The following is an 18,088-nucleotide window of genomic DNA, read 5'->3' as shown; positions in this document are numbered from 1 at the left end:
GCCGGAGCGGTACGCGGCGCGGTCAGGCACCGATCGCGTGCAGACCGCCGTCGACGTGGACGATCTCGCCGGTGGTCTTCGGGAACCAGTCGGAGAGCAGCGCGACGACGCCGCGGCCGGCCGGTTCCGGGTCGGAGAGGTCCCAGGTGAGCGGGGAGCGGCTGTCCCAGACCGCGGCCAGCTCGCTGAAGCCCGGGATGGACTTGGCGGCCATGGAGCCGATCGGGCCCGCCGAGATCAGGTTGCAGCGGATGTCCTGGCCGCCGAGGTCGCGGGCCATGTAGCGGTTGGTCGCCTCCAGGGCGGCCTTGGCGGGGCCCATCCAGTCGTACTGCGGCCAGGCGAACTGCGCGTCGAAGGTGAGGCCGACGACCGAGCCGCCCTCGCTCATCAGCGGCAGCAGCGCCATGGTCAGGGACTTCAGGGAGAAGGCCGAGACGTGCATGGCGGTGGCCACGGACTCGAACGGCGTGTTCAGGAAGTTGCCGCCGAGGGCGTCCTGCGGGGCGAAGCCGATGGAGTGCACGATGCCGTCGAGACGGTCGCCGAGCTGCTCGCGGACCTGGCCCTCCAGGCGGGCGAGGTGCTCGTCGTTCGAGACGTCGAGCTCCAGGACCTTGACGTCCGGGTTGGGGAGCTTCTTGGCGATGCGCTCGGTGAGGGACGGCCGGGGCCAGGCGGTGAGGATGATCTCCGCGCCCTGCTCCTGGGCCAGCTTCGCGGTGTGGAAGGCGATGGAGGACTCCATCAGCACACCGGTGATGAGGATGCGCTTGCCTTCGAGGATTCCGCTCATGTGATCAGTGACCCATGCCCAATCCGCCGTCAACCGGAATGACGGCTCCAGTGATGTACGAGGCGTCGTCGGAGGCGAGGAACCTCACGGCCGCGGCGATCTCCTCGGGCTGCGCGTAGCGGCCGAGCGGGACCTGGGACACGATGCCCGCGCGCTGCTCGTCGGTGAGCACGGCGGTCATGTCGGTGTCGACGAAACCGGGCGCGACGACGTTGAAGGTGATGTTCCGCGAGCCGAGCTCACGGGCGAGCGAGCGGGCGAAGCCGACCAGGCCGGCCTTGGAGGCGGCGTAGTTGGCCTGGCCCGCGGAGCCCAGCAGACCGACGACCGAGGAGATCAGGACGACACGGCCCTTCTTGGCGCGGAGCATGCCGCGGTTGGCGCGCTTCACGACGCGGAAGGTGCCGGTGAGGTTGGTGTCGACGACGGAGGTGAAGTCGTCCTCCGACATGCGCATCAGGAGCTGGTCACGGGTCACGCCGGCGTTGGCCACGAGGACCTCGACCGCGCCGTGCTTCTCCTCGATCTCCTTGTACGCCTGCTCCACCTGCTCGGCGTCGGTGATGTCGCACTTGACCGCGAGGCAGCCCAGCTCCGCGAGCGCGGCCGGCGGCTCGCCCGACCGGTAGGTGTAGGCGACCTTGTCGCCCGCCTCGGCGAACGCGCGGGCGATGGCGAGGCCGATGCCCCGGTTTCCTCCGGTGACGAGAACCGAGCGGCTCAACGGATCACCCTTTCGATCAGCGGTCTGGTACGCCGAAAACCTATCGGTCCGTTCCGCGATCCGCGGAATCGGGGCGTGACAGTGGCGTACGGATGTCACTGTCGGATCCCTACAGAAAAGCCTGGGCATCCCGGCTCAAAGCACGACATGATCGGGGCGACCGGTGTCAGACGACAGGAGACAGCAGTGCCAACTGGGGCCCATTCCCTCGATCCGGCCTTCACGGCCCTTCCGCTGAGGGCGCTCGCCGACGCGGCGCTCGCGCGGGCGCGGGCGCTCGGCGCCGAGCATGCGGACTTCCGCCTCGAAAAGGTCCGCAGCGCCTCGTGGCGGCTGCGGGACGCCAGGTCGGCGGGGTCGTCGGACACCACCGACCTCGGGTACGCGGTGCGGGTGGTGCACGGCGGCGCCTGGGGGTTCGCCTCCGGGGTGGACCTGACCATGGACGGGGCGGCGAAGGTCGCCTCGCAGGCAGTGGCCATGGCCAAGCTGTCCGCGCAGGTCATCGCGGCGGCGGGCTCCGACGAGAGGGTGGAGCTGGCGGCGGAGCCGGTGCACGCGGACAAGGTGTGGATCTCCTCGTACGAGATCGACCCGTTCACCGTGCCGGACGAGGAGAAGAGCGCGCTGCTCGCCGACTGGTCGGCGCGGCTGCTGCGGGCCGACGGGGTGGCGCACGTGGACGCCTCGCTGCTCACGGTCTTCGAGAACAAGTTCTACGCGGACACGGCGGGCACCGTCACCACCCAGCAGCGGGTGCGGCTCCACCCGGAGCTCACGGCGACCGCCGTGGACGGCACCACCGGCGAGTTCGACTCGATGCGGACGATCGCGCCGCCGGTCGGCCGGGGCTGGGAGTACCTGACCGGGACCGGCTGGGACTGGGACAAGGAGCTGGAGGAGATCCCGGAGCTGCTCGCCGAGAAGATGCGGGCGCCGAGCGTCGAGGCCGGCCGGTACGACCTGGTCGTGGACCCGTCCAACCTGTGGCTGACGATCCACGAGTCCATCGGCCACGCCACCGAGCTGGACCGGGCGCTGGGCTACGAGGCGGCGTACGCGGGCACCTCCTTCGCCACCTTCGACCAGCTGGGCAAGCTGGCGTACGGCTCCTCGGTGATGAACGTGACGGGCGACCGGACCGCGGAGCACGGGCTCGCGACGATCGGCTACGACGACGAGGGCGTCGAGGCGCAGTCCTGGGACCTGGTGAAGGACGGCACGCTCGTCGGCTACCAGCTGGACCGGCGGATCGCGAAGCTCACCGGGCTCGGCCGGTCCAACGGCTGCGCCTTCGCGGACTCCCCCGCGCACGTGCCGGTGCAGCGGATGGCGAACGTGTCGCTCCAGCCGGATCCGGGGGGCCTGTCGACGGAGGACCTGATCGGGGGCGTGGAGCGGGGCATCTACGTCGTCGGCGACCGGTCCTGGTCGATCGACATGCAGCGGTACAACTTCCAGTTCACCGGCCAGCGCTTCTTCCGCATCGAGAACGGCCGGCTCGCCGGGCAGCTGCGGGACGTGGCGTACCAGGCGACCACCACCGACTTCTGGGGCTCGATGGAGCAGGTCGGCGGCCCGCAGACGTACGTCCTCGGCGGCGCCTTCAACTGCGGCAAGGCCCAGCCGGGCCAGGTCGCGTCCGTCTCCCACGGCTGCCCCTCCGCCCTCTTCCGGGGCGTCAACATTCTGAACACGACGCAGGAGGCCGGTCGATGAGCCGCGTCAGCAAGCCGTACGAGATCGTCGAGCGGGCGCTTGAGCTGTCCCGGGCGGACGGGTGTGTCGTCATCGCGGACGAGGAGTCCTCGGCCAATCTGCGCTGGGCGGGCAACGCGCTCACCACGAACGGGGTGACCCGGGGCCGTACCCTCACGGTGATCGCCACCGTGGACGGTTCCGAGGGCACCGCCTCCGGCGTCGTCTCCCGCTCCGCGGTCACCGTGGAGGACCTGGAGCCGCTGGTGCGGGCCGCCGAGGCGGCGGCGCGGGCGGCGGGGCCCGCCGAGGACGCGCAGCCGCTGGTGGAGGGCGTGCCCTCCTCCCCCGACTTCACCGACGCGCCGGCCGAGACCTCCTCCGCCGTCTTCGCGGACTTCGCGCCCGCGCTCGGCGAGGCCTTCGCACGCGCGCGTGCCGGCGGCCGGGAGCTGTACGGCTTCGCCCACCACGAGCTGACCTCCACCTACCTGGGCACGTCGGCGGGGCTGCGGCTGCGGCACGACCAGCCCAACGGCACCCTGGAGCTCAACGCCAAGTCCGCGGCGACCGCCGAGGGCCGATCCCGCTCCGCCTGGGCCGGGCGCTCCACCCGGGACTTCAAGGACGTGGACCCGGCGGCGCTCGACGCGGAGCTCGCCGTCCGGCTGGGCTGGGCCGAGCGGCGGATCGAGCTGCCGGCCGGGCGGTACGAGACGCTGCTGCCGCCGACGGCCGTGGCCGACCTGCTGATCTACCAGATGTGGTCCTCGATGGCCCGGGACGCGGTGGAGGGCCGGACGGTCTTCTCCCGGCCCGGTGGCGGCACCCGGCTCGGCGAGACCCTCTCGCCGCTGCCGCTGACCCTGCGCAGCGACCCGAACGAGCCGGGTCTGGAGTCCGCGCCGTTCGTGATCGCGCACTCCTCCGGCGACGACCAGTCGGTCTTCGACAACGGTCTGCCGGTCGCGCCGGTGGAGTGGATCCGGGCGGGCGCGCTCGACCGGCTGATCACCACCCGGCACACCGCGGGCCTCACCGGCCTGCCGGTGGCGCCCGGGGCGGGGAACCTGATCCTGGACGGCGGCGGCGACCGCTCGCTGGAGGAGATGGTGGCGGCGACCGAGCGCGGTCTGCTGCTGACCTGCCTCTGGTACATCCGGGAGGTCGACCCGGCGACGCTGCTGCTCACCGGTCTGACCCGGGACGGCGTCTACCTCGTGGAGAACGGCGAGGTGGTCGGCGAGGTCAACAACTTCCGGTTCAACGAGTCGCCGGTGGACCTGCTGTCGCGGGCCACCGAGGCGGGCCGGACGGAGCGGACCCTGCCGCGCGAGTGGAGCGACTGGTTCACCCGGGCGGCGATGCCCGCCCTGCGGGTGCCGGACTTCAACATGAGCTCGGTCAGCAAGGGCGTCTGACCCCCATAGACTGACTGTTGCAGAACAGTGCGGCTATCCGACCAGAACGAGGAGACTGACGACCGTGACGGACATCGTCGACGAGCTGAAGTGGCGTGGGCTCTTCGCCCAGTCCACCGATGAGGACGCCCTGCGCAAGGCTCTCGCGGACGGTCCCGTCACCTTCTATTGCGGTTTCGACCCGACCGCGGCCAGTCTCCACGTGGGCCACCTGGTCCAGGTGCTCACCGTCCGCCGGCTCCAGCAGGCCGGGCACCGGCCGCTGGCGCTGGTCGGCGGGGCCACCGGTCAGATCGGTGACCCCCGGCCGACCGCCGAGCGCACCCTGAACGACCCCGAGACGGTCGCGAACTGGGTGACCCGGCTGCGGTCGCAGATCGAGCCCTTCCTCTCCTTCGAGGGGGAGAACGCGGCGGTCATGGTGAACAACCTGGACTGGACCGCCGGGATGTCGGCGATCGAGTTCCTGCGGGACATCGGCAAGCACTTCCGGGTCAACAAGATGCTGACCAAGGACTCCGTGGCCCGCCGGCTGGAGTCCGAGCAGGGCATCAGCTACACCGAGTTCAGCTACCAGCTGCTCCAGGGCATGGACTTCCTGGAGCTGTACCGGCGCTACGGCTGCACGCTCCAGCAGGGCGGCTCGGACCAGTGGGGCAACCTGGTGGCCGGGCTCGACCTGATCCACAAGCTGGAGCCGGGCGCCGAGGTGCACGCGCTCGCGACGCCGCTGATGGTCAAGGCGGACGGCACCAAGTTCGGCAAGACCGAGGGCGGGGCCGTCTGGCTGGACCCGGAGATGACCACCCCGTACGCGTTCTACCAGTTCTGGCTGAACGTGGACGACCGGGACATCTCCACCTACATGCGGATCCTCTCCTTCAAGTCCCGTACGGAGCTGGAGGAGCTGGAGGCGCAGACCGCCGAGCGGCCGCAGGCGCGGGCCGCGCAGCGGGCGCTCGCCGAGGAGCTGACCACGCTGGTGCACGGCGAGGAGCAGTGCCGGGCGGTCATCGAGGCGTCGAAGGCCCTCTTCGGTCAGGGCGACCTGTCCGAGCTGGACGAGAAGACGCTGGCCGCGGCGCTCTCCGAGCTGCCGCACGCGCGGGTGACCGAGCTCGGCCAGGTCGTGGACCTGTTCGCCGAGGTCGGCCTGGTGCCGAGCAAGTCGGCGGCGCGGCGCACGGTGAAGGAGGGCGGTGCCTACGTGAACAACGTGAAGGTGACCGCCGAGGACGCCGTCGTCGAGGCCGGCGAGCTGCTGCACGGGCGGTGGCTGGTGCTGCGGCGCGGCAAGAAGAACCTGGCGGCGATCGAGTACGCCGGCTGAGCACCGTAACGGCGTGTTCACACCGGGAGGCCCGGTACGGCGATCGCCGTACCGGGCCTCCCGGCTTCTCTCCCGGTTCTCCGTCCGCGTCAGGTGCGCTGCCGGTTGCCCTTGAGCGAGACCCAGAGCATGTCGCCGACGCCGACCACGGCCACGGCGCCGATGAGCTGGAGCAGGTGCCGGGTCCAGTCGATGCCCCGGGTGTCCTCGACGCCGATCCAGGCCGCGACCGCGTTGCCGAGGACGCTGCCCAGGATGCCGAAGATCGTCGTCAGCCAGAGCGGGATCTGCTGCTTCCCCGGCAGGATCGCCTTCGCGATCAGACCCAGGACGAAACCGACGATGATCGCCCACAACCAACTCATGACCGCCTCCTTGTACGCATGTGGCCCCAGTCTCGGTTCGCCGGCCGTACGCCGCATGTCGGATACCTCCGTACGTGCCCCGGCCTCGTCGCTCCGGCACCGTGGGCGTACGGTGGTGAGAGGTCCGGGCCGGGGAGGGTCCGGCGCGAGCGGCGGGTGGTGGAACACGATGCGGAAGCGTGGCGGACCCGAGGTCTTCCGGATCACCGGGGCCCGGCAGGGGCTCGCGGACGACGTCCGGGGCAGGCAGCGGCGGTACGTCATCTCCATGTCGGTCCGGACGCTCTCGGTGATCGCGGCGGCGGTGCTGTGGAACGTGGAGCGGCACGTGGCGGTCGTGGCCCTGGTGCTCGGGGTGCTCCTGCCGTACATCGCGGTGGTGATCGCGAACGCGGGCCGGGAGACGGCCCCTTCGCTCCCGTCGACGTTCCTGCCGGCGCCGGTGCGGCCGGCGCTCGGCGCGGCCGAGGACGGGGCGGAACCCGGAGCGGAACGGCCGTAGGCGTCCGCGGGGCCGGGAACCTCAGGAAAAGCTCAGATCAATCGTGAAGTTCCGGTGCACCTCACCCGGGGTGCCGTGACATACTGCGTACGCGCTCCGCATCCCCCGTCGGAGCGACGGACCGATGCCGGGCAGCTCCCCCCGTGGCTGCTCGGCATCGCCCTTGCTGGACAATGTTCCGGTGATCAATGGTCCCGTGAGTGACGAGAAGCCGGTCTGCTCCGCGAAGGGGTGCCGGGCCGACGCCGTCTGGGTGCTCGCCTGGAACAACCCCAAGCTGCACACGCCCGAGCGGCGCAAGACCTGGCTCGCCTGCGAGGAACACCGCGAGCACCTCTCCCGGTTCCTGGGTGTGCGGGGCTTCCTGAAGGACGTCGTGCCGCTCGCGGAGTGGGAGTCGGAGGAGCCGGGCTCAGCCGCCGATCGCTGACATCGGGCGGTCCGGCTGGAGGAAGCTCGGGTCGTCCAGGCCCGAGCCGGCCTTCTTCCCCCACATCGCCTTCTTCCACAGCTCCGCGATGGCTGCGTCCGATGCGGACGGCGCGTCCGAGCGGAGCGCGGCCCGCAGGTCGGTCTCCTCGGTGGCGAAGAGGCAGGTGCGGATCTGTCCGTCGGCGGTGAGCCGGGTGCGGTCGCAGGCCCGGCAGAACGGGCGGGTGACGGAGGCGATGACGCCGACCGTGTGCGGTCCGCCGTCGACGACCCAGCGCTCGGCGGGGGCGGAGCCGCGCTCCTCGGTGCCCTCGGGGGTGAGGGTGAAGCGGGTGCGGAGGGAGGTCAGGATGTCCCCGGCGGTGATCATGCCGTCGCGCTTCCAGCCGTGCTGGGCGTCGAGCGGCATCTGCTCGATGAAGCGGAGCTCGTACCCCTGCTCCATCGCCCAGGCGAGGAGGTCGGGGGCCTCGTCCTCGTTGAGCCCCGGCATCAGGACCGCGTTGACCTTCACGGGGGTGAGGCCGGCCTCGCGGGCGGCGGCCATGCCGTCGAGGACGTCGTGGTGGCGGTCGCGGCGGGTGAGGGTCTTGAAGACCTCGGGCCGCAGGGTGTCCAGGGAGACGTTGACCCGGTCGAGGCCGGCGGCCTTGAGAGCGGTGGCGGTGCGCTTCAGGCCGATGCCGTTGGTCGTCAGGGACATCCGGGGGCGGGGCTCCAGGGCGGCGCAGCGCTCGACGATCCCGACGAGGCCGGGACGGAGCAGCGGCTCGCCGCCGGTGAAGCGGACCTCGGTGACGCCGAGGTCGGTGACGGCGATCCGGATCAGCCGGACGATCTCGTCGTCGGTGAGGAGGTCGGGCTTGGCCAGCCACTGCAGGCCCTCTTCCGGCATGCAGTAGGTGCAGCGCAGATTGCACCGGTCGGTGAGGGAAACGCGCAGGTCAGTGGCGACTCGGCCGTACGTGTCGAGGAGCACGGTCCCCCTCCCCTTCTCCAGGTTCGCTTCTTCTCCCGAGCCTACGTGACCACTCCGACATCGGGCACGGGCCGATTGTCACGAGGACGGGACCGGCCGCGTCGTAGAACTCTACGACGCGGCCGGTGCAGAGCAGCGTTCTTGTATACGACCGGTGGCTCCGTGCTCAGTGCTCGACCGGGGCGGCGGTGCCGACGCCGGTGAGGGACTTGACCTCCAGTTCGGCGTACTTGCCCCGGTCCGGTTCCTCCTTGGAGAGGAGCGAGCCGAGCCAGCCGAGGAGGAAGCCGAGCGGGATCGAGATCAGGCCCGGGTTCTCCAGCGGGAACCAGTGGAAGTCGACGTTCTTGAACATCGAGGCCGGCCCGCCGGAGACGACCGGGGAGAAGAGGACGAGGACGACGGAGGAGACCAGACCGCCGTAGATCGACCAGAGCGCGCCCTGGGTGGTGAACCTCTTCCAGAAGAGCGAGTAGAGGATCGTCGGCAGGTTGGCGGAGGCGGCGACCGCGAAGGCGAGGGCGACGAGGCCGGCGACGTTGAGGTCGCGGGCGAGGGCGCCGAGCGCGATGGAGACGATGCCGATGAGGACGGTGGACCAGCGGGCGGCCCGCATCTCCTCCTTCTCGGTGGCCTTCCCGCGCTTGATCACGTTGGCGTAGATGTCGTGCGCGAAGGACGAGGAGGAGGCGAGGGTCAGTCCGGCGACCACGGCGAGGATGGTGGCGAAGGCGACGGCGGAGATGACGGCGAGGAGGACCGCGCCGAAGGCGGAGTCCGCGCCGCCGCCGATCTCCAGGGCGGTGAGCGGTGCCGCCGTGTTGCCCGCCTTGTTGGAGGCCGTGATGGTGTCGCCGCTGAGCAGGGCGGCGGCGCCGAAGCCGAGGACGATCGTCATCAGGTAGAAGGCGCCGATGATGCCGATGGCCCAGTTGACCGACTTACGGGCGGCCTGGGCGGTCGGCACCGTGTAGAAGCGGATCAGGATGTGCGGCAGGCCGGCGGTGCCGAGGACGAGGGCGATGCCGAGGGAGAGGAAGTCGAGCTTCGAGAGGGCGGTGGCGCCGTACTTGAGGCCGGGCTCCAGGAAGGCGTCGCCCTTGCCGCTGTTGGTGGCGGCGGCGCCGAGCAGGTCGGAGAGGTTGAAGTCGAACTTCAGCAGGATGAGGAAGGTGATGAGGAGGGTGCCCGCGATGAGGAGCACCGCCTTCACCATCTGCACCCAGGTGGTGCCCTTCATGCCGCCGATCGTCACGTACACGATCATCAGGACGCCGACCAGGGCGACGATCGCGATCTTGCCGCCGTCGCTGGTGATGCCGAGGAGCAGCGAGACGAGGACGCCGGCGCCGGCCATCTGGGCGAGCAGGTAGAAGATCGAGACGACGATGGTGGAGGTGCCGGCGGCGGTGCGGACCGGGCGCTGGCGCATCCGGTAGGCGAGGACGTCGCCCATGGTGAAGCGGCCGGAGTTGCGCAGCGGTTCGGCGACCAGGAGCAGGGCGACGAGCCAGGCGACGAGGAAGCCGATGGAGTAGAGGAAGCCGTCGTAGCCGTAGAGGGCGATGGCGCCGCTGATGCCGAGGAAGGACGCGGCGGACATGTAGTCGCCGGAGATCGCGAGGCCGTTCTGGAAGCCGGTGAACTGGCCGCCGCCGGCGTAGAAGTCGGCGGCGCTGCGGGTCTGCCGGCCGGCCCAGACGGTGATGGCCAGGGTGGCGATCACGAAGGCGCCGAAGAGGGCGATGATCAGCGGCCGGTGCTCGGCGGTGGCGCTGTCGGCGGCGAGCAGGGCGGGGGCGGTGAGGGTGCTCATGCGTCGCCCTCCAGACGGGTCTTGATGGCCTCGCCCCGGGGGTCGAGGCGGAGGGCGGCGTGGCGGGAGTAGAGCCAGGCGATGAGGAAGGTGGTGGCGAACTGGCCGAGGCCCAGGACGAGGGCCACGTTGATGTGGCCGAAGAGGCGGGTGCCCATGAAGCCGCCCGCGTAGTTGGAGAGCAGGACGTAGAGCAGGTACCAGCTGATGAAGGCGATCGTCAGGGGGAAGGCGAAGGAGCGGTAGGTGCGGCGGAGCTCGCCGAACTCCTCGCTCTCCTGGACCTCGACGAACTGCTCCGTGGTGGGCCCGGAGGGACCGGTTTCGGTCGTGGTGCCCTTTCTCGGCGGCGGTGGTGCTTCGGTAGCCACGGAATCTCCTCGTGACGCGGGGACGGACGGCATGGTCAACGGGGCCTCACCTGGGGTGTGGGAACAGGGGCTCCGATCGGAGCCCCTCCCCTGCTCAACGGCACGGAGCCCGGTGCGAAGTGGTTCAGTGGAGTGGTTTTCTTCGGGGCAATCTTCATGAAGTCTTCTCAACTCATTGATGAGTGGGGAAGATCAGCGATAGTTTCAGCCGTCATGCACCTGACCGGTCGCAACCCCGCGCCCGGGCAGTACAGACGGATGATGTGGAGAACCCATGGCTCATCTGGGATCGAGGCGCGGCCGAGTACTCGCTCTGCCTGCTGGTCTCGCGCTCACCGCTTCGCTCGGCTTCCTTCCCTCCGGCGCCGCCTCCGCCGCGGAACTGAGCGATGCCCCGGCGGCCGCCACCGTCGCGACGAACGGCGAGAAGCTTTCGTACGTCGTCAACATCGAGGGTGGTCGCTGGACCTCCGCCTCGGTGAAGAAGGCGATCGCCGCCGCCGGCGGCGAGGTCGTCATCGCCTACGACCAGATAGGCGTGATAGTCGTCCACTCGCAGAACCCCGCCTTCGCGCAGGAGATCCGCAAGGCGCGTGGCGTGGTGTCGGCCGGTGCGACCCGCGGCGCCCCGCTCTCGGTGCAGAGCGACAACTCCGTCGGCGGCGGCTCCGAGTCGCTGTCCGCGGCCGAGGCGCTCTCCGCCGCGGCGACCGCCTCCGACGACCAGGACCCGCTGGAGCCGCTGCAGTGGGACCTCCCGGCCATCAAGGCCGACAAGGCGCACCAGAAGACCCTCGGCAGCAGCCGGGTGACCGTCGGCGTCATCGACACCGGTGTCGACGACACCCACCCGGACCTGGCGCCGAACTTCAACGCCGCCGCGTCCGCCAACTGCGTCACCGGCAAGCCGGACACCACCCCCGGTTCGTGGCGTCCGAACCCGGGCGAGTCGGACCACGGCACCCACGTCGCCGGCACGATCGCGGCCGCCAAGAACGGCGTCGGCGTCACCGGTGTCGCCCCGGGCGTGAAGGTCTCCGGCATCAAGGTGTCCACCCCGGACGGCTTCTTCTACACCGAGGCCGTGGTCTGCGGCTTCGTGTGGGCGGCCGAGCACGGCGTCGACATCACGAACAACAGCTACTACACCGACCCGTGGATGTTCGCCTGCAAGACGGACGAGGACCAGAAGGCCCTCGTCGAGGCGGTCACCCGGGCGACCCGGTACGCGGAGAAGAAGGGCACGGTCAACGTGGCCGCGGCCGGCAACTCCCGGTTCGACCTCGCCGCCGACGAGATCCTGGACAACTCCAGCCCGAACGACACCACGCCGGGCGACCGGGTCATCAACCCGCGCGAGTGCCTCGACTACCCGGCCCAGCTGCCGGGCGTCGTGACGGTCTCGGCGACCGGCGCGAAGGACCTGAAGGCGTCCTACTCTAACTACGGTCTCGGTGTCATCGACGTCGCCGCCCCCGGCGGTGACCGCACCGAGTACCAGACCCCGGACGCCCCGGCGGTCAACGGCCGCATCCTGTCGACCACGGTCAACGGCGGCTACAACTACAAGGCCGGTACGTCGATGGCGTCGCCGCACGCCGCCGGTGTGCTCGCGCTGCTGAAGTCGACGCACCCGAAGGCCAGCCCGGCCGCGCTGAAGGCGCTGCTGTACGCCCAGGCCGACGAGCGCGCCTGCACCAACCCGTACGACATCAACGGCGACGGCACCGTCGACGCCGTGTGCGAGGGCGGCAAGCAGAAGAACGGCTTCTACGGGGCCGGTCTGGTGGACGCGCTGGACGCCGTCCGCAAGCGGTAACTCCCCGGTGTGAGAGGGGCCCTGGTGTGGTGCGCCACATCAGGGCCCTTTCGCGTGTCCACGGGGTGGCACGGGGTGCCATAGTGCGGGCATGGACTGCACGGTGCGTACGGGTACGGAGTCGCTCTGGGCGACGCTGGGCGGCGACCCCGCCCTGGTGGACCGGGTGGAGTTCGGCGGGGTGGCGGGGCTGTTGCCGGCCCGTCTGCCGGTGATGGACCTCGCGCGGGCGGCGGTCGCGGTCTGCGGGCTCGCGGCCGTGGAGCACGCGCGCGTGGCGGGGCCGGTGCGGGTGGACGACGGGGCGGTCGCCACCGCGTTCGTGAGCGAGCGTCATCTGCGGGTGGACGGGCGGGCGCCGGTGACCTTCGCGCCGCTGTCCCGGTTCTGGCGGGCGGCCGACGGCTGGGTCCGTACGCACGCCAACTACCCGCACCACAAGGCGGCGCTGCTCGCCGCGCTGGGCGCGGCGGACTCCGTGGAGGCGGTCGCGGAGGCGATCGGCGGACGGAAGGCCGTCGAGGTGGAGACGGCGGTGTACGCGGCCGGGGGCCTCGCCGTGGCCCTGCGCACGCCCGCGGAGTGGGCCGCCCACGAGCAGGGCCGGGAGGTGGCGGCGCGGCCGCTGCTGACCCGGTCGCGCACGGACGAGGCCGCGCCGCGGCGGCGGGACGGCCGGCCGCTGCGGGTGCTCGACCTGACCCGGGTGATCGCGGGGCCGGTGGCGACCCGGACGCTGGCACTGCTGGGCGCGGACGTGCTGCGGATCGACCCGCCGGGCCGCCCCGAACTGCCGGACCAGCACGCGGACACGGACGCCGGGAAGCGGACGGCCGCCCTCGACCTGGACCGGCCGTCGGACCGGCGGACCTTCGACGAACTGCTCGACGCGGCGGACGTGCTGGTGACCGGGTACCGGCCGGGGTCGCTGGAGCGGTACGGCCTGGAGCGGCCGGGCCTCGTGACGGCCCGGCTGTCGGCGTGGGGCGACTACGGGCCGTGGGGCGGGCGGCGCGGCTTCGACAGCCTGGTGCAGGTGGCGACCGGGATCGCGGTGGAGGAGGGCTCGCCGGAGGAGCCGGGGGCGCTGCCGGCGCAGGCGCTCGACCACGGGACGGGGTATCTCCTGGCGGCGGCGGTGCTGCGGTCGCTGACGGAACAGGAGCGGGACGGCGGCTCCCGCCTCGTACGGCTGGCGCTGGCGCAGACGGGGCACTGGCTGGCGCACGGGCTGCCGCGGTACGCGCCGGAGCGGTATCTGACGGAGTCGGAGGGGCCGTTGGGGCGGCTGCGGCACGCGGTGTCGCCGGTGACGTACGAGGGCGGCCCGGCGGGCTGGTCGCGCCCGCCGGGCGTCGCGGGGGCGGACGCCCCGGAATGGACTACGGCTTGACGAGGACCTTGAGGGCGGTGCGCTCGTCCATGGCCTTGTAGCCGCCGGGGACGCCGCCGAGGTCCACGGTGAGGTCGAAGACCGGAGAGGGGTCGAGGCGGCCGTCGAGGACGTCGGCGAGCAGCTCGGGGAGGTACGCCCGGACGGGGGCGACGCCGCCGCGCAGGGCGATGTTCCGGTCGAACATGACGGAGAGGTCGAGGCCGGTGCCGGAGCCGTGCGGGACGCCGACGTAGCCGATGGAGCCGCCGTCGCGGGCGATGTTCACGGCGGTGCGCATCGACTGCTCGGTGCCGACGGCCTCGATGACGCCGTGCGCGCCCTGGCCGCCGGTGAGTTCGCGGACGGCGGCCTCGGCGGCCTCGCCGCGCTCGGCGACGACGTCGGTGGCGCCGAAGGCGCGGGCGATGTCGGTACGGGCGGTGTGGCGGCCCAGCGCGATGATCCGCTCGGCGCCGAGCCGCTTGGCGGCGAGGACGCCGCAGAGGCCGACGGCACCGTCGCCGACGACGGCGACGGTGGAGCCGGGGCGGACGCCGGCGCCGAGGGCGGCGTGGTGGCCGGTGCCCATGACGTCGGAGAGGGCGAGCAGGGCGGTGAGGAGCCGGTCGTCGGAGGCGGCGTCGGCGGGGAGCTTGACGAGGGTGCCGTCGGCGAAGGGGACGCGGACGGCCTCGCCCTGGCCGCCGTCGGAGCCGACGGAGCCCCAGAAGCCGCCCCGGGGACAGGAGGTCTGGAGGCCCTCGGCGCAGTGGTCGCAGGTGCCGTCGGACCAGACGAAGGGGGCGACGACGAGGTCGCCGGTCCTGAAGCCGCGGACCTCGGGGCCCGCGGCCTCGACGACGCCGAGGAACTCGTGGCCGATCCTCTGGCCGGGCTGCCGGGCGGACTCGCCGCGGTAGGCCCACAGGTCGCTGCCGCAGATGCAGGCGCGCAGGACCCGGACGACGACGTCGGTGGGGTCCTGGACGACCGGGTCGGGCACCTCCTCCACGCGCATGTCGAACGGGGCATGGATGGTGGTGGCGCGCATGGGTCCTCGCTGTCAGACGGTCGTGGGACCTTCCATCGTACGACGTTCGCCGTACATCGCTTTCAGGACACCGGTGGTCAGAAGGTACTGGGCGGCGAGGTAGGTCAGCATGACCCAGAAGTCGGGGGCCGGCAGCTGGGGCCAGTCGGCGACGCCGGTGGCGATGAGGGTGTCGGAGAGCAGGAAGAGCGCGCCTCCGGCGCCGGCGAGGACGCCGAGGGCGCTGGACCGGTAGGCCATGGCGGTGAGCAGCAGGGAGTAGCCGGCGACGGGGATCCGCAGCTCGGCGGGGAGGTCGGGCCAGAGGGCGGCGACGGTGCCGAGGAGCGCGACGGCGTAGAGGACGCCGAGGAGGGGGGAGGTCCGCCGCCGGCCGAAGAGGACCAGGTAGCAGACGTGGCCGAGGGCGAAGGAGCCCATGCCGACGAGGAAGGCCCAGTCGGCGCCGGAGAGCAGGAAGACGTCGCCGCCCCAGCCGAACAGGAGCGCGGCGAGGAGGAGCCTGGGCGCGCCCCGGGTGGCGGCGTACGCGGCGAGCAGGGGCATCAGGAGGGGCTTGGCGATCAGGTGGCCGGTGTCGGCTCCGGCCAGGAGGGAGCCGAGGTCGACGGCGGCGGCGAGGAGGAAGGCGCCGAGGAGGGCCCGGGAGAGAGTGCTCACGCGGCGGGCTCCGGTGCGGTGCGGCCGCCCTGGGGGGCGGTGGGGGCGTCGGCCCGGGCCGTACCGGTCTCGGCCGGGGTCGTGCGGGGCTCGGCTTCGGCCGACGTCGTACGGGCCTCCGGCTGCCAGCCGGGGCCGCGGAAGACGCGTCCGGCGCGCTCGCGCCAGTCGGCGGCGGCGCGGACGTCGCGGGCGATGGCGGCGTACTCGTGGGTGGCGACGCGGAGCGGGTTGTACGTCTCGATGTTCTTGGTGAGTCCGTAGACGGGCCGCTCGGTCTCGCCGACCCAGGAGCCGAACATCCGGTCCCAGACGATCAGGATCCCGCCGAAGTTGCGGTCCAGGTAGCCGCCCTGGGAGGCGTGGTGGACGCGGTGGTGGGAGGGGGTGTTGAACACGTACTCGAAGGGCCGGGGGAGCTTGCCGACGCGTTCGGTGTGGATCCAGAACTGGTAGACGAGGTTGACGGAGTAGCAGAAGGCGATGGCGGCCGGGTGCACGCCGAGGGCGATCATCGGCAGGTAGAACGGCCAGCCGGTGACGCTGGTCCACGGCTGCCGCAGGGCGGTGGTGAGGTTGAACCTGCGGCTGCTGTGGTGGACGACGTGGCAGGCCCACAGGATGCGGATGACGTGGTGGCCGCGGTGCTGCCAGTAGTAGAAGAAGTCCTGGGCGAGCAGCATCAGCGGGATCGTCCACCACACGACGGGGACCCGCAGCGGCGTCAGTTCGTAGACGGCGGTGTAGACCGCGACGATCGGGATCTTCCACAGGGCGTCGAAGGCGAGGCTGCCGAGCCCCATCCCGATGCTGGTGGCGGCGTCCTTCGTCTCGTATCCGGCGGCCTCCTCGTCGGGACGCAGTCGGACGCTCACCATCTCCACCACGGTGAGCAGCACGAACGCCGGTATGGACCAGAGCACGACATCGGGCAGGTTGGGCATGCCGTCGACGGTAGGGCTCAGCCTCGGCGCACGGCTAGACGTTGTTACCAACAAGTATGCGAGACGACTTGTCAGCAGCCTTTGGCGGCTTCCGACAAGACGGCCCGGTCTACACCCCCGCCGCGCCCAGGAGGGAGCCCGCCGCATAGGTGACGGCCATGGCGAGGGCGCCGCCCGCGACGGTGCGGAGGGTGCCCCGGGGGGCGGGGGCGGCGGCGAGGCGGGCGGCCCACCAGCCGGTGAGGGCGAGGGCGGCGAGGACCGAGGCGACGGTGACCCAGAGGCGGACGGAGGCCGGCGGGAGGACGATCGCGAGGAGCGGGAGCAGGGCGCCCGCGGTGAAGGCGAGGAAGCTGGCCCAGGCGGCGTGCCACGGATTGGTGAGGGCGTCGGGGTCGATGCCCAGCTCCACGCGCGCGTGGGCCCTGAGGGCGTCGCGGACGGTGAGCTGTTCGGCGGCCTCGCGGGCGACGTCGGGGGTGAGGCCGCGGGCGGTGAGGAGCGCGGTGAGCTCGTCGAGCTCCTCCGCCGGGCTGTCGTGGAGTTCGCGCCTCTCGGTGGCGAGGGCGGCGTCCTCGGAGTCGCGCTGGACGGAGACCGAGACGTACTCCCCCGCCGCCATGGACAGGGAGCCGGCCAGGAGCCCGGAGAGTCCCGCGGTGAGCAGGGCGGCCTGGGACTCGGTGGCGCCCGCGACGCCGACGACGAGGCCCGCGGTGGAGACAATGCCGTCGTTGGCCCCGAGCACGGCGGCCCGGAGCCAGTTGAGCCGGCTGCCGAGGCCGCCGCCCTCGGCCGGCGGAGGCGGGACGGAAGGGGGCGAGTCGGTCACCTCAGGAGGGTCGCACCCGGAGCCTCACCAGACCCGTACCGACCCGCCCGGGGCGAAGGCCGGGCTGGTGGCGCCCTCGGGGACCTTCTCCAGGGGCTCGGCGATCTCCTCGACGGCGGGGCCGTGGACGGCCGCGATCGGGTCCAGGAGGGCCGGGTCGAAGCCGTAGACGCGGGCCGCGTTGCCGCCGACCATGGCCGCCACCTCCTCGCGCGGGAGGCCCGCGTAGGCGAGGCGGAGCCCTTCGCGGGAGTACGGGGCGGTGCCCTCGTCGTGCGGGTAGTCGCTGCCCCACATGATCTTGTCGAGGCCGATCTCGTACCGCTGCGCCAGCTCGCGCCGTTTGGTGTTGGTGACGCAGACGAGGACCTGCCCGTCCAGGTACGCACTCGGCGGGCGCCCCAGCTCCGCGAAGGGTGAGAACTTCTTGCCGCCGGGCGCGCCGAGGTAGAGCCGGTCCTTGACTTCCCCCCCTCCTGTTGGAGGGGATTCCTACGGCTCGCGCCGTGGGGTTTTCTGCTTCGTCGCCGACCGCCCGCCCGGAGTTCTCCGTTGGGGTCTTACACCGGCTCCACAGACCGCCACCGCCAGCCCGGCGGCCAGAAGGTTGCGTGCCGCGTTCACGTCCCGGTCGTGGGTCGTGCCGCAGCTCTCGCACGTCCAGGTGCGGACGCTGAGCGGCATCTTCTCCTGCAAGGTGCCGCAGTGGGAGCACAGCCGGGAGGAGGGGAAGAAGCGGTCGACCGTGATCACTTCCCGCCCGTACCAGGCTGCCTTGTATTCCAGCAGGTTCCGGAACTCCGACCAGGCCGCGTCGCTGATGGCGCGGGCCAGACTCCGGTTCTTGACCATGTCGCGCACGGTCAGGTCCTCGATCACGATCGTTTGGTTCTCACGAACGAGCCGAGTGGTCAGCTTGTGCAGGCCGTCGCGGCGCTCGTGCCGGGGGTTGGCGTTCTTCTCCCCGGTGGAG

The 18,088-nt window shown here is 71.7% G+C and carries 18 protein-coding genes and 1 pseudogene; 7 read left to right on the top strand and 12 right to left on the bottom strand.

The window, feature by feature from the left end:
* Nucleotides 1–22 precede the first annotated feature (22 nt).
* Entirely contained in the window at nt 23–796 is a 774-nt protein-coding gene (gene fabI, locus QK442_RS35160; protein WP_282698199.1) for an enoyl-ACP reductase FabI, read from the bottom strand.
* A gap of 4 nt (nt 797–800) precedes the next feature.
* Entirely contained in the window at nt 801–1,520 is a 720-nt protein-coding gene (gene fabG, locus QK442_RS35155; protein WP_282698198.1) for a 3-oxoacyl-[acyl-carrier-protein] reductase, read from the bottom strand.
* Between the two features lie 186 nt (nt 1,521–1,706).
* Between fabG and QK442_RS35150 the strand changes: the two genes are divergently transcribed.
* From QK442_RS35150 to tyrS, 3 genes are all read left to right on the top strand, one after another.
* Complete coding sequence (locus tag QK442_RS35150; protein ID WP_282698197.1) at nt 1,707–3,239, top strand: TldD/PmbA family protein; 1,533 nt, start codon at nt 1,707–1,709, stop codon at nt 3,237–3,239.
* Nucleotides 3,236–4,639 carry a metallopeptidase TldD-related protein gene (locus QK442_RS35145; protein WP_282698196.1) on the top strand — a complete coding sequence of 468 codons (1,404 nt, stop codon included), beginning with the start codon at nt 3,236–3,238 and terminating at the stop codon, nt 4,637–4,639. Before QK442_RS35150 ends, QK442_RS35145 begins: the two co-directional genes overlap by 4 nt.
* 64 nt (nt 4,640–4,703) lie before the next feature.
* Complete coding sequence (tyrS, locus tag QK442_RS35140; RefSeq protein ID WP_282698195.1) at nt 4,704–5,969, top strand: tyrosine--tRNA ligase; 1,266 nt, start codon at nt 4,704–4,706, stop codon at nt 5,967–5,969.
* 89 nt (nt 5,970–6,058) lie between these two features.
* Here the strand turns inward: tyrS and QK442_RS35135 are convergent, their stop codons facing one another.
* A complete protein-coding gene (locus QK442_RS35135; RefSeq protein WP_282698194.1) occupies nt 6,059–6,334 on the bottom strand; it encodes a GlsB/YeaQ/YmgE family stress response membrane protein in 276 nt (91 codons plus the stop codon).
* 169 nt (nt 6,335–6,503) lie between these two features.
* On the opposite strand from QK442_RS35135, the gene QK442_RS35130 reads away from it, so the two are divergent.
* Together QK442_RS35130 and QK442_RS35125 are read left to right on the top strand one after the other, a co-directional pair.
* Nucleotides 6,504–6,836 carry a DUF3099 domain-containing protein gene (locus QK442_RS35130; protein ID WP_282698193.1) on the top strand — a complete coding sequence of 111 codons (333 nt, stop codon included), beginning with the start codon at nt 6,504–6,506 and terminating at the stop codon, nt 6,834–6,836.
* Nucleotides 6,837–7,032: 196 nt separating this feature from the next.
* Complete coding sequence (locus QK442_RS35125) at nt 7,033–7,266, top strand: hypothetical protein (protein ID WP_282698192.1); 234 nt, start codon at nt 7,033–7,035, stop codon at nt 7,264–7,266.
* Here the strand turns inward: QK442_RS35125 and moaA are convergent.
* From moaA to QK442_RS35110, 3 genes are all read right to left on the bottom strand, one after another.
* Complete coding sequence (moaA, locus tag QK442_RS35120; protein ID WP_282698191.1) at nt 7,249–8,247, bottom strand: GTP 3',8-cyclase MoaA; 999 nt, start codon at nt 8,245–8,247, stop codon at nt 7,249–7,251. The two genes, QK442_RS35125 and moaA, sit on opposite strands and share 18 nt — an antisense overlap.
* Nucleotides 8,248–8,413: 166 nt before the next feature.
* On the bottom strand, nt 8,414–10,063 hold the full coding sequence (locus QK442_RS35115; protein WP_282698190.1) for a cation acetate symporter: 1,650 nt from the start codon (nt 10,061–10,063) through the stop codon (nt 8,414–8,416).
* Nucleotides 10,060–10,434, bottom strand: coding sequence for a DUF485 domain-containing protein (locus QK442_RS35110; protein WP_282698189.1), 375 nt, complete (start codon nt 10,432–10,434; stop codon nt 10,060–10,062). Before QK442_RS35110 ends, QK442_RS35115 begins: the two co-directional genes overlap by 4 nt.
* Nucleotides 10,435–10,708: 274 nt before the next feature.
* On the opposite strand from QK442_RS35110, the gene QK442_RS35105 reads away from it, so the two are divergent.
* Together QK442_RS35105 and QK442_RS35100 are read left to right on the top strand one after the other, a co-directional pair.
* Nucleotides 10,709–12,253 (top strand): S8 family serine peptidase, encoded by a 1,545-nt coding sequence (locus tag QK442_RS35105; RefSeq protein ID WP_282698188.1) that lies wholly within the window; start codon nt 10,709–10,711, stop codon nt 12,251–12,253.
* A 91-nt stretch (nt 12,254–12,344) separates the two neighbouring features.
* The gene (locus QK442_RS35100; RefSeq protein ID WP_282698187.1) at nt 12,345–13,646 is read left to right on the top strand and encodes a CoA transferase; all 1,302 of its coding nucleotides are present in this window, start codon (nt 12,345–12,347) and stop codon (nt 13,644–13,646) included.
* On the opposite strand, the gene QK442_RS35095 is transcribed toward QK442_RS35100, so the two are convergent.
* From QK442_RS35095 to QK442_RS35070, 6 genes and pseudogenes are all read right to left on the bottom strand, one after another.
* Complete coding sequence (locus tag QK442_RS35095; protein ID WP_282698186.1) at nt 13,636–14,679, bottom strand: zinc-dependent alcohol dehydrogenase family protein; 1,044 nt, start codon at nt 14,677–14,679, stop codon at nt 13,636–13,638. The genes QK442_RS35100 and QK442_RS35095 overlap by 11 nt on opposite strands.
* A gap of 12 nt (nt 14,680–14,691) precedes the next feature.
* Complete coding sequence (locus QK442_RS35090; protein WP_282698185.1) at nt 14,692–15,339, bottom strand: lysoplasmalogenase; 648 nt, start codon at nt 15,337–15,339, stop codon at nt 14,692–14,694.
* Nucleotides 15,336–16,283: a sterol desaturase family protein gene (locus QK442_RS35085; protein ID WP_282698184.1), complete on the bottom strand. Its 948-nt coding sequence runs from the start codon at nt 16,281–16,283 to the stop codon at nt 15,336–15,338. The genes QK442_RS35090 and QK442_RS35085 overlap by 4 nt, the downstream gene beginning before the upstream one ends.
* A 109-nt stretch (nt 16,284–16,392) precedes the next feature.
* A complete protein-coding gene (locus QK442_RS35080) occupies nt 16,393–17,115 on the bottom strand; it encodes a VIT family protein (RefSeq protein ID WP_282698183.1) in 723 nt (240 codons plus the stop codon).
* Nucleotides 17,116–17,139: 24 nt separating this feature from the next.
* Nucleotides 17,140–17,430, bottom strand: a pseudogene (locus tag QK442_RS35075) (amidohydrolase family protein); the annotation flags it as partial.
* 177 nt (nt 17,431–17,607) lie between these two features.
* On the bottom strand, nt 17,608–18,088 hold a 481-nt coding region (locus QK442_RS35070; RefSeq protein WP_282698182.1), incomplete at its 5' end, for an RNA-guided endonuclease TnpB family protein.

Origin of the sequence: Streptomyces sp. CC208A, assembly GCF_030010625.1 — a bacterium.
In the GTDB taxonomy this organism is placed as follows: Bacteria; Actinomycetota; Actinomycetes; order Streptomycetales; family Streptomycetaceae; genus Streptomyces.
Note: the sequence above shows the minus strand (reverse complement) of the source record. Positions and strands in the feature narration are given on the sequence as shown.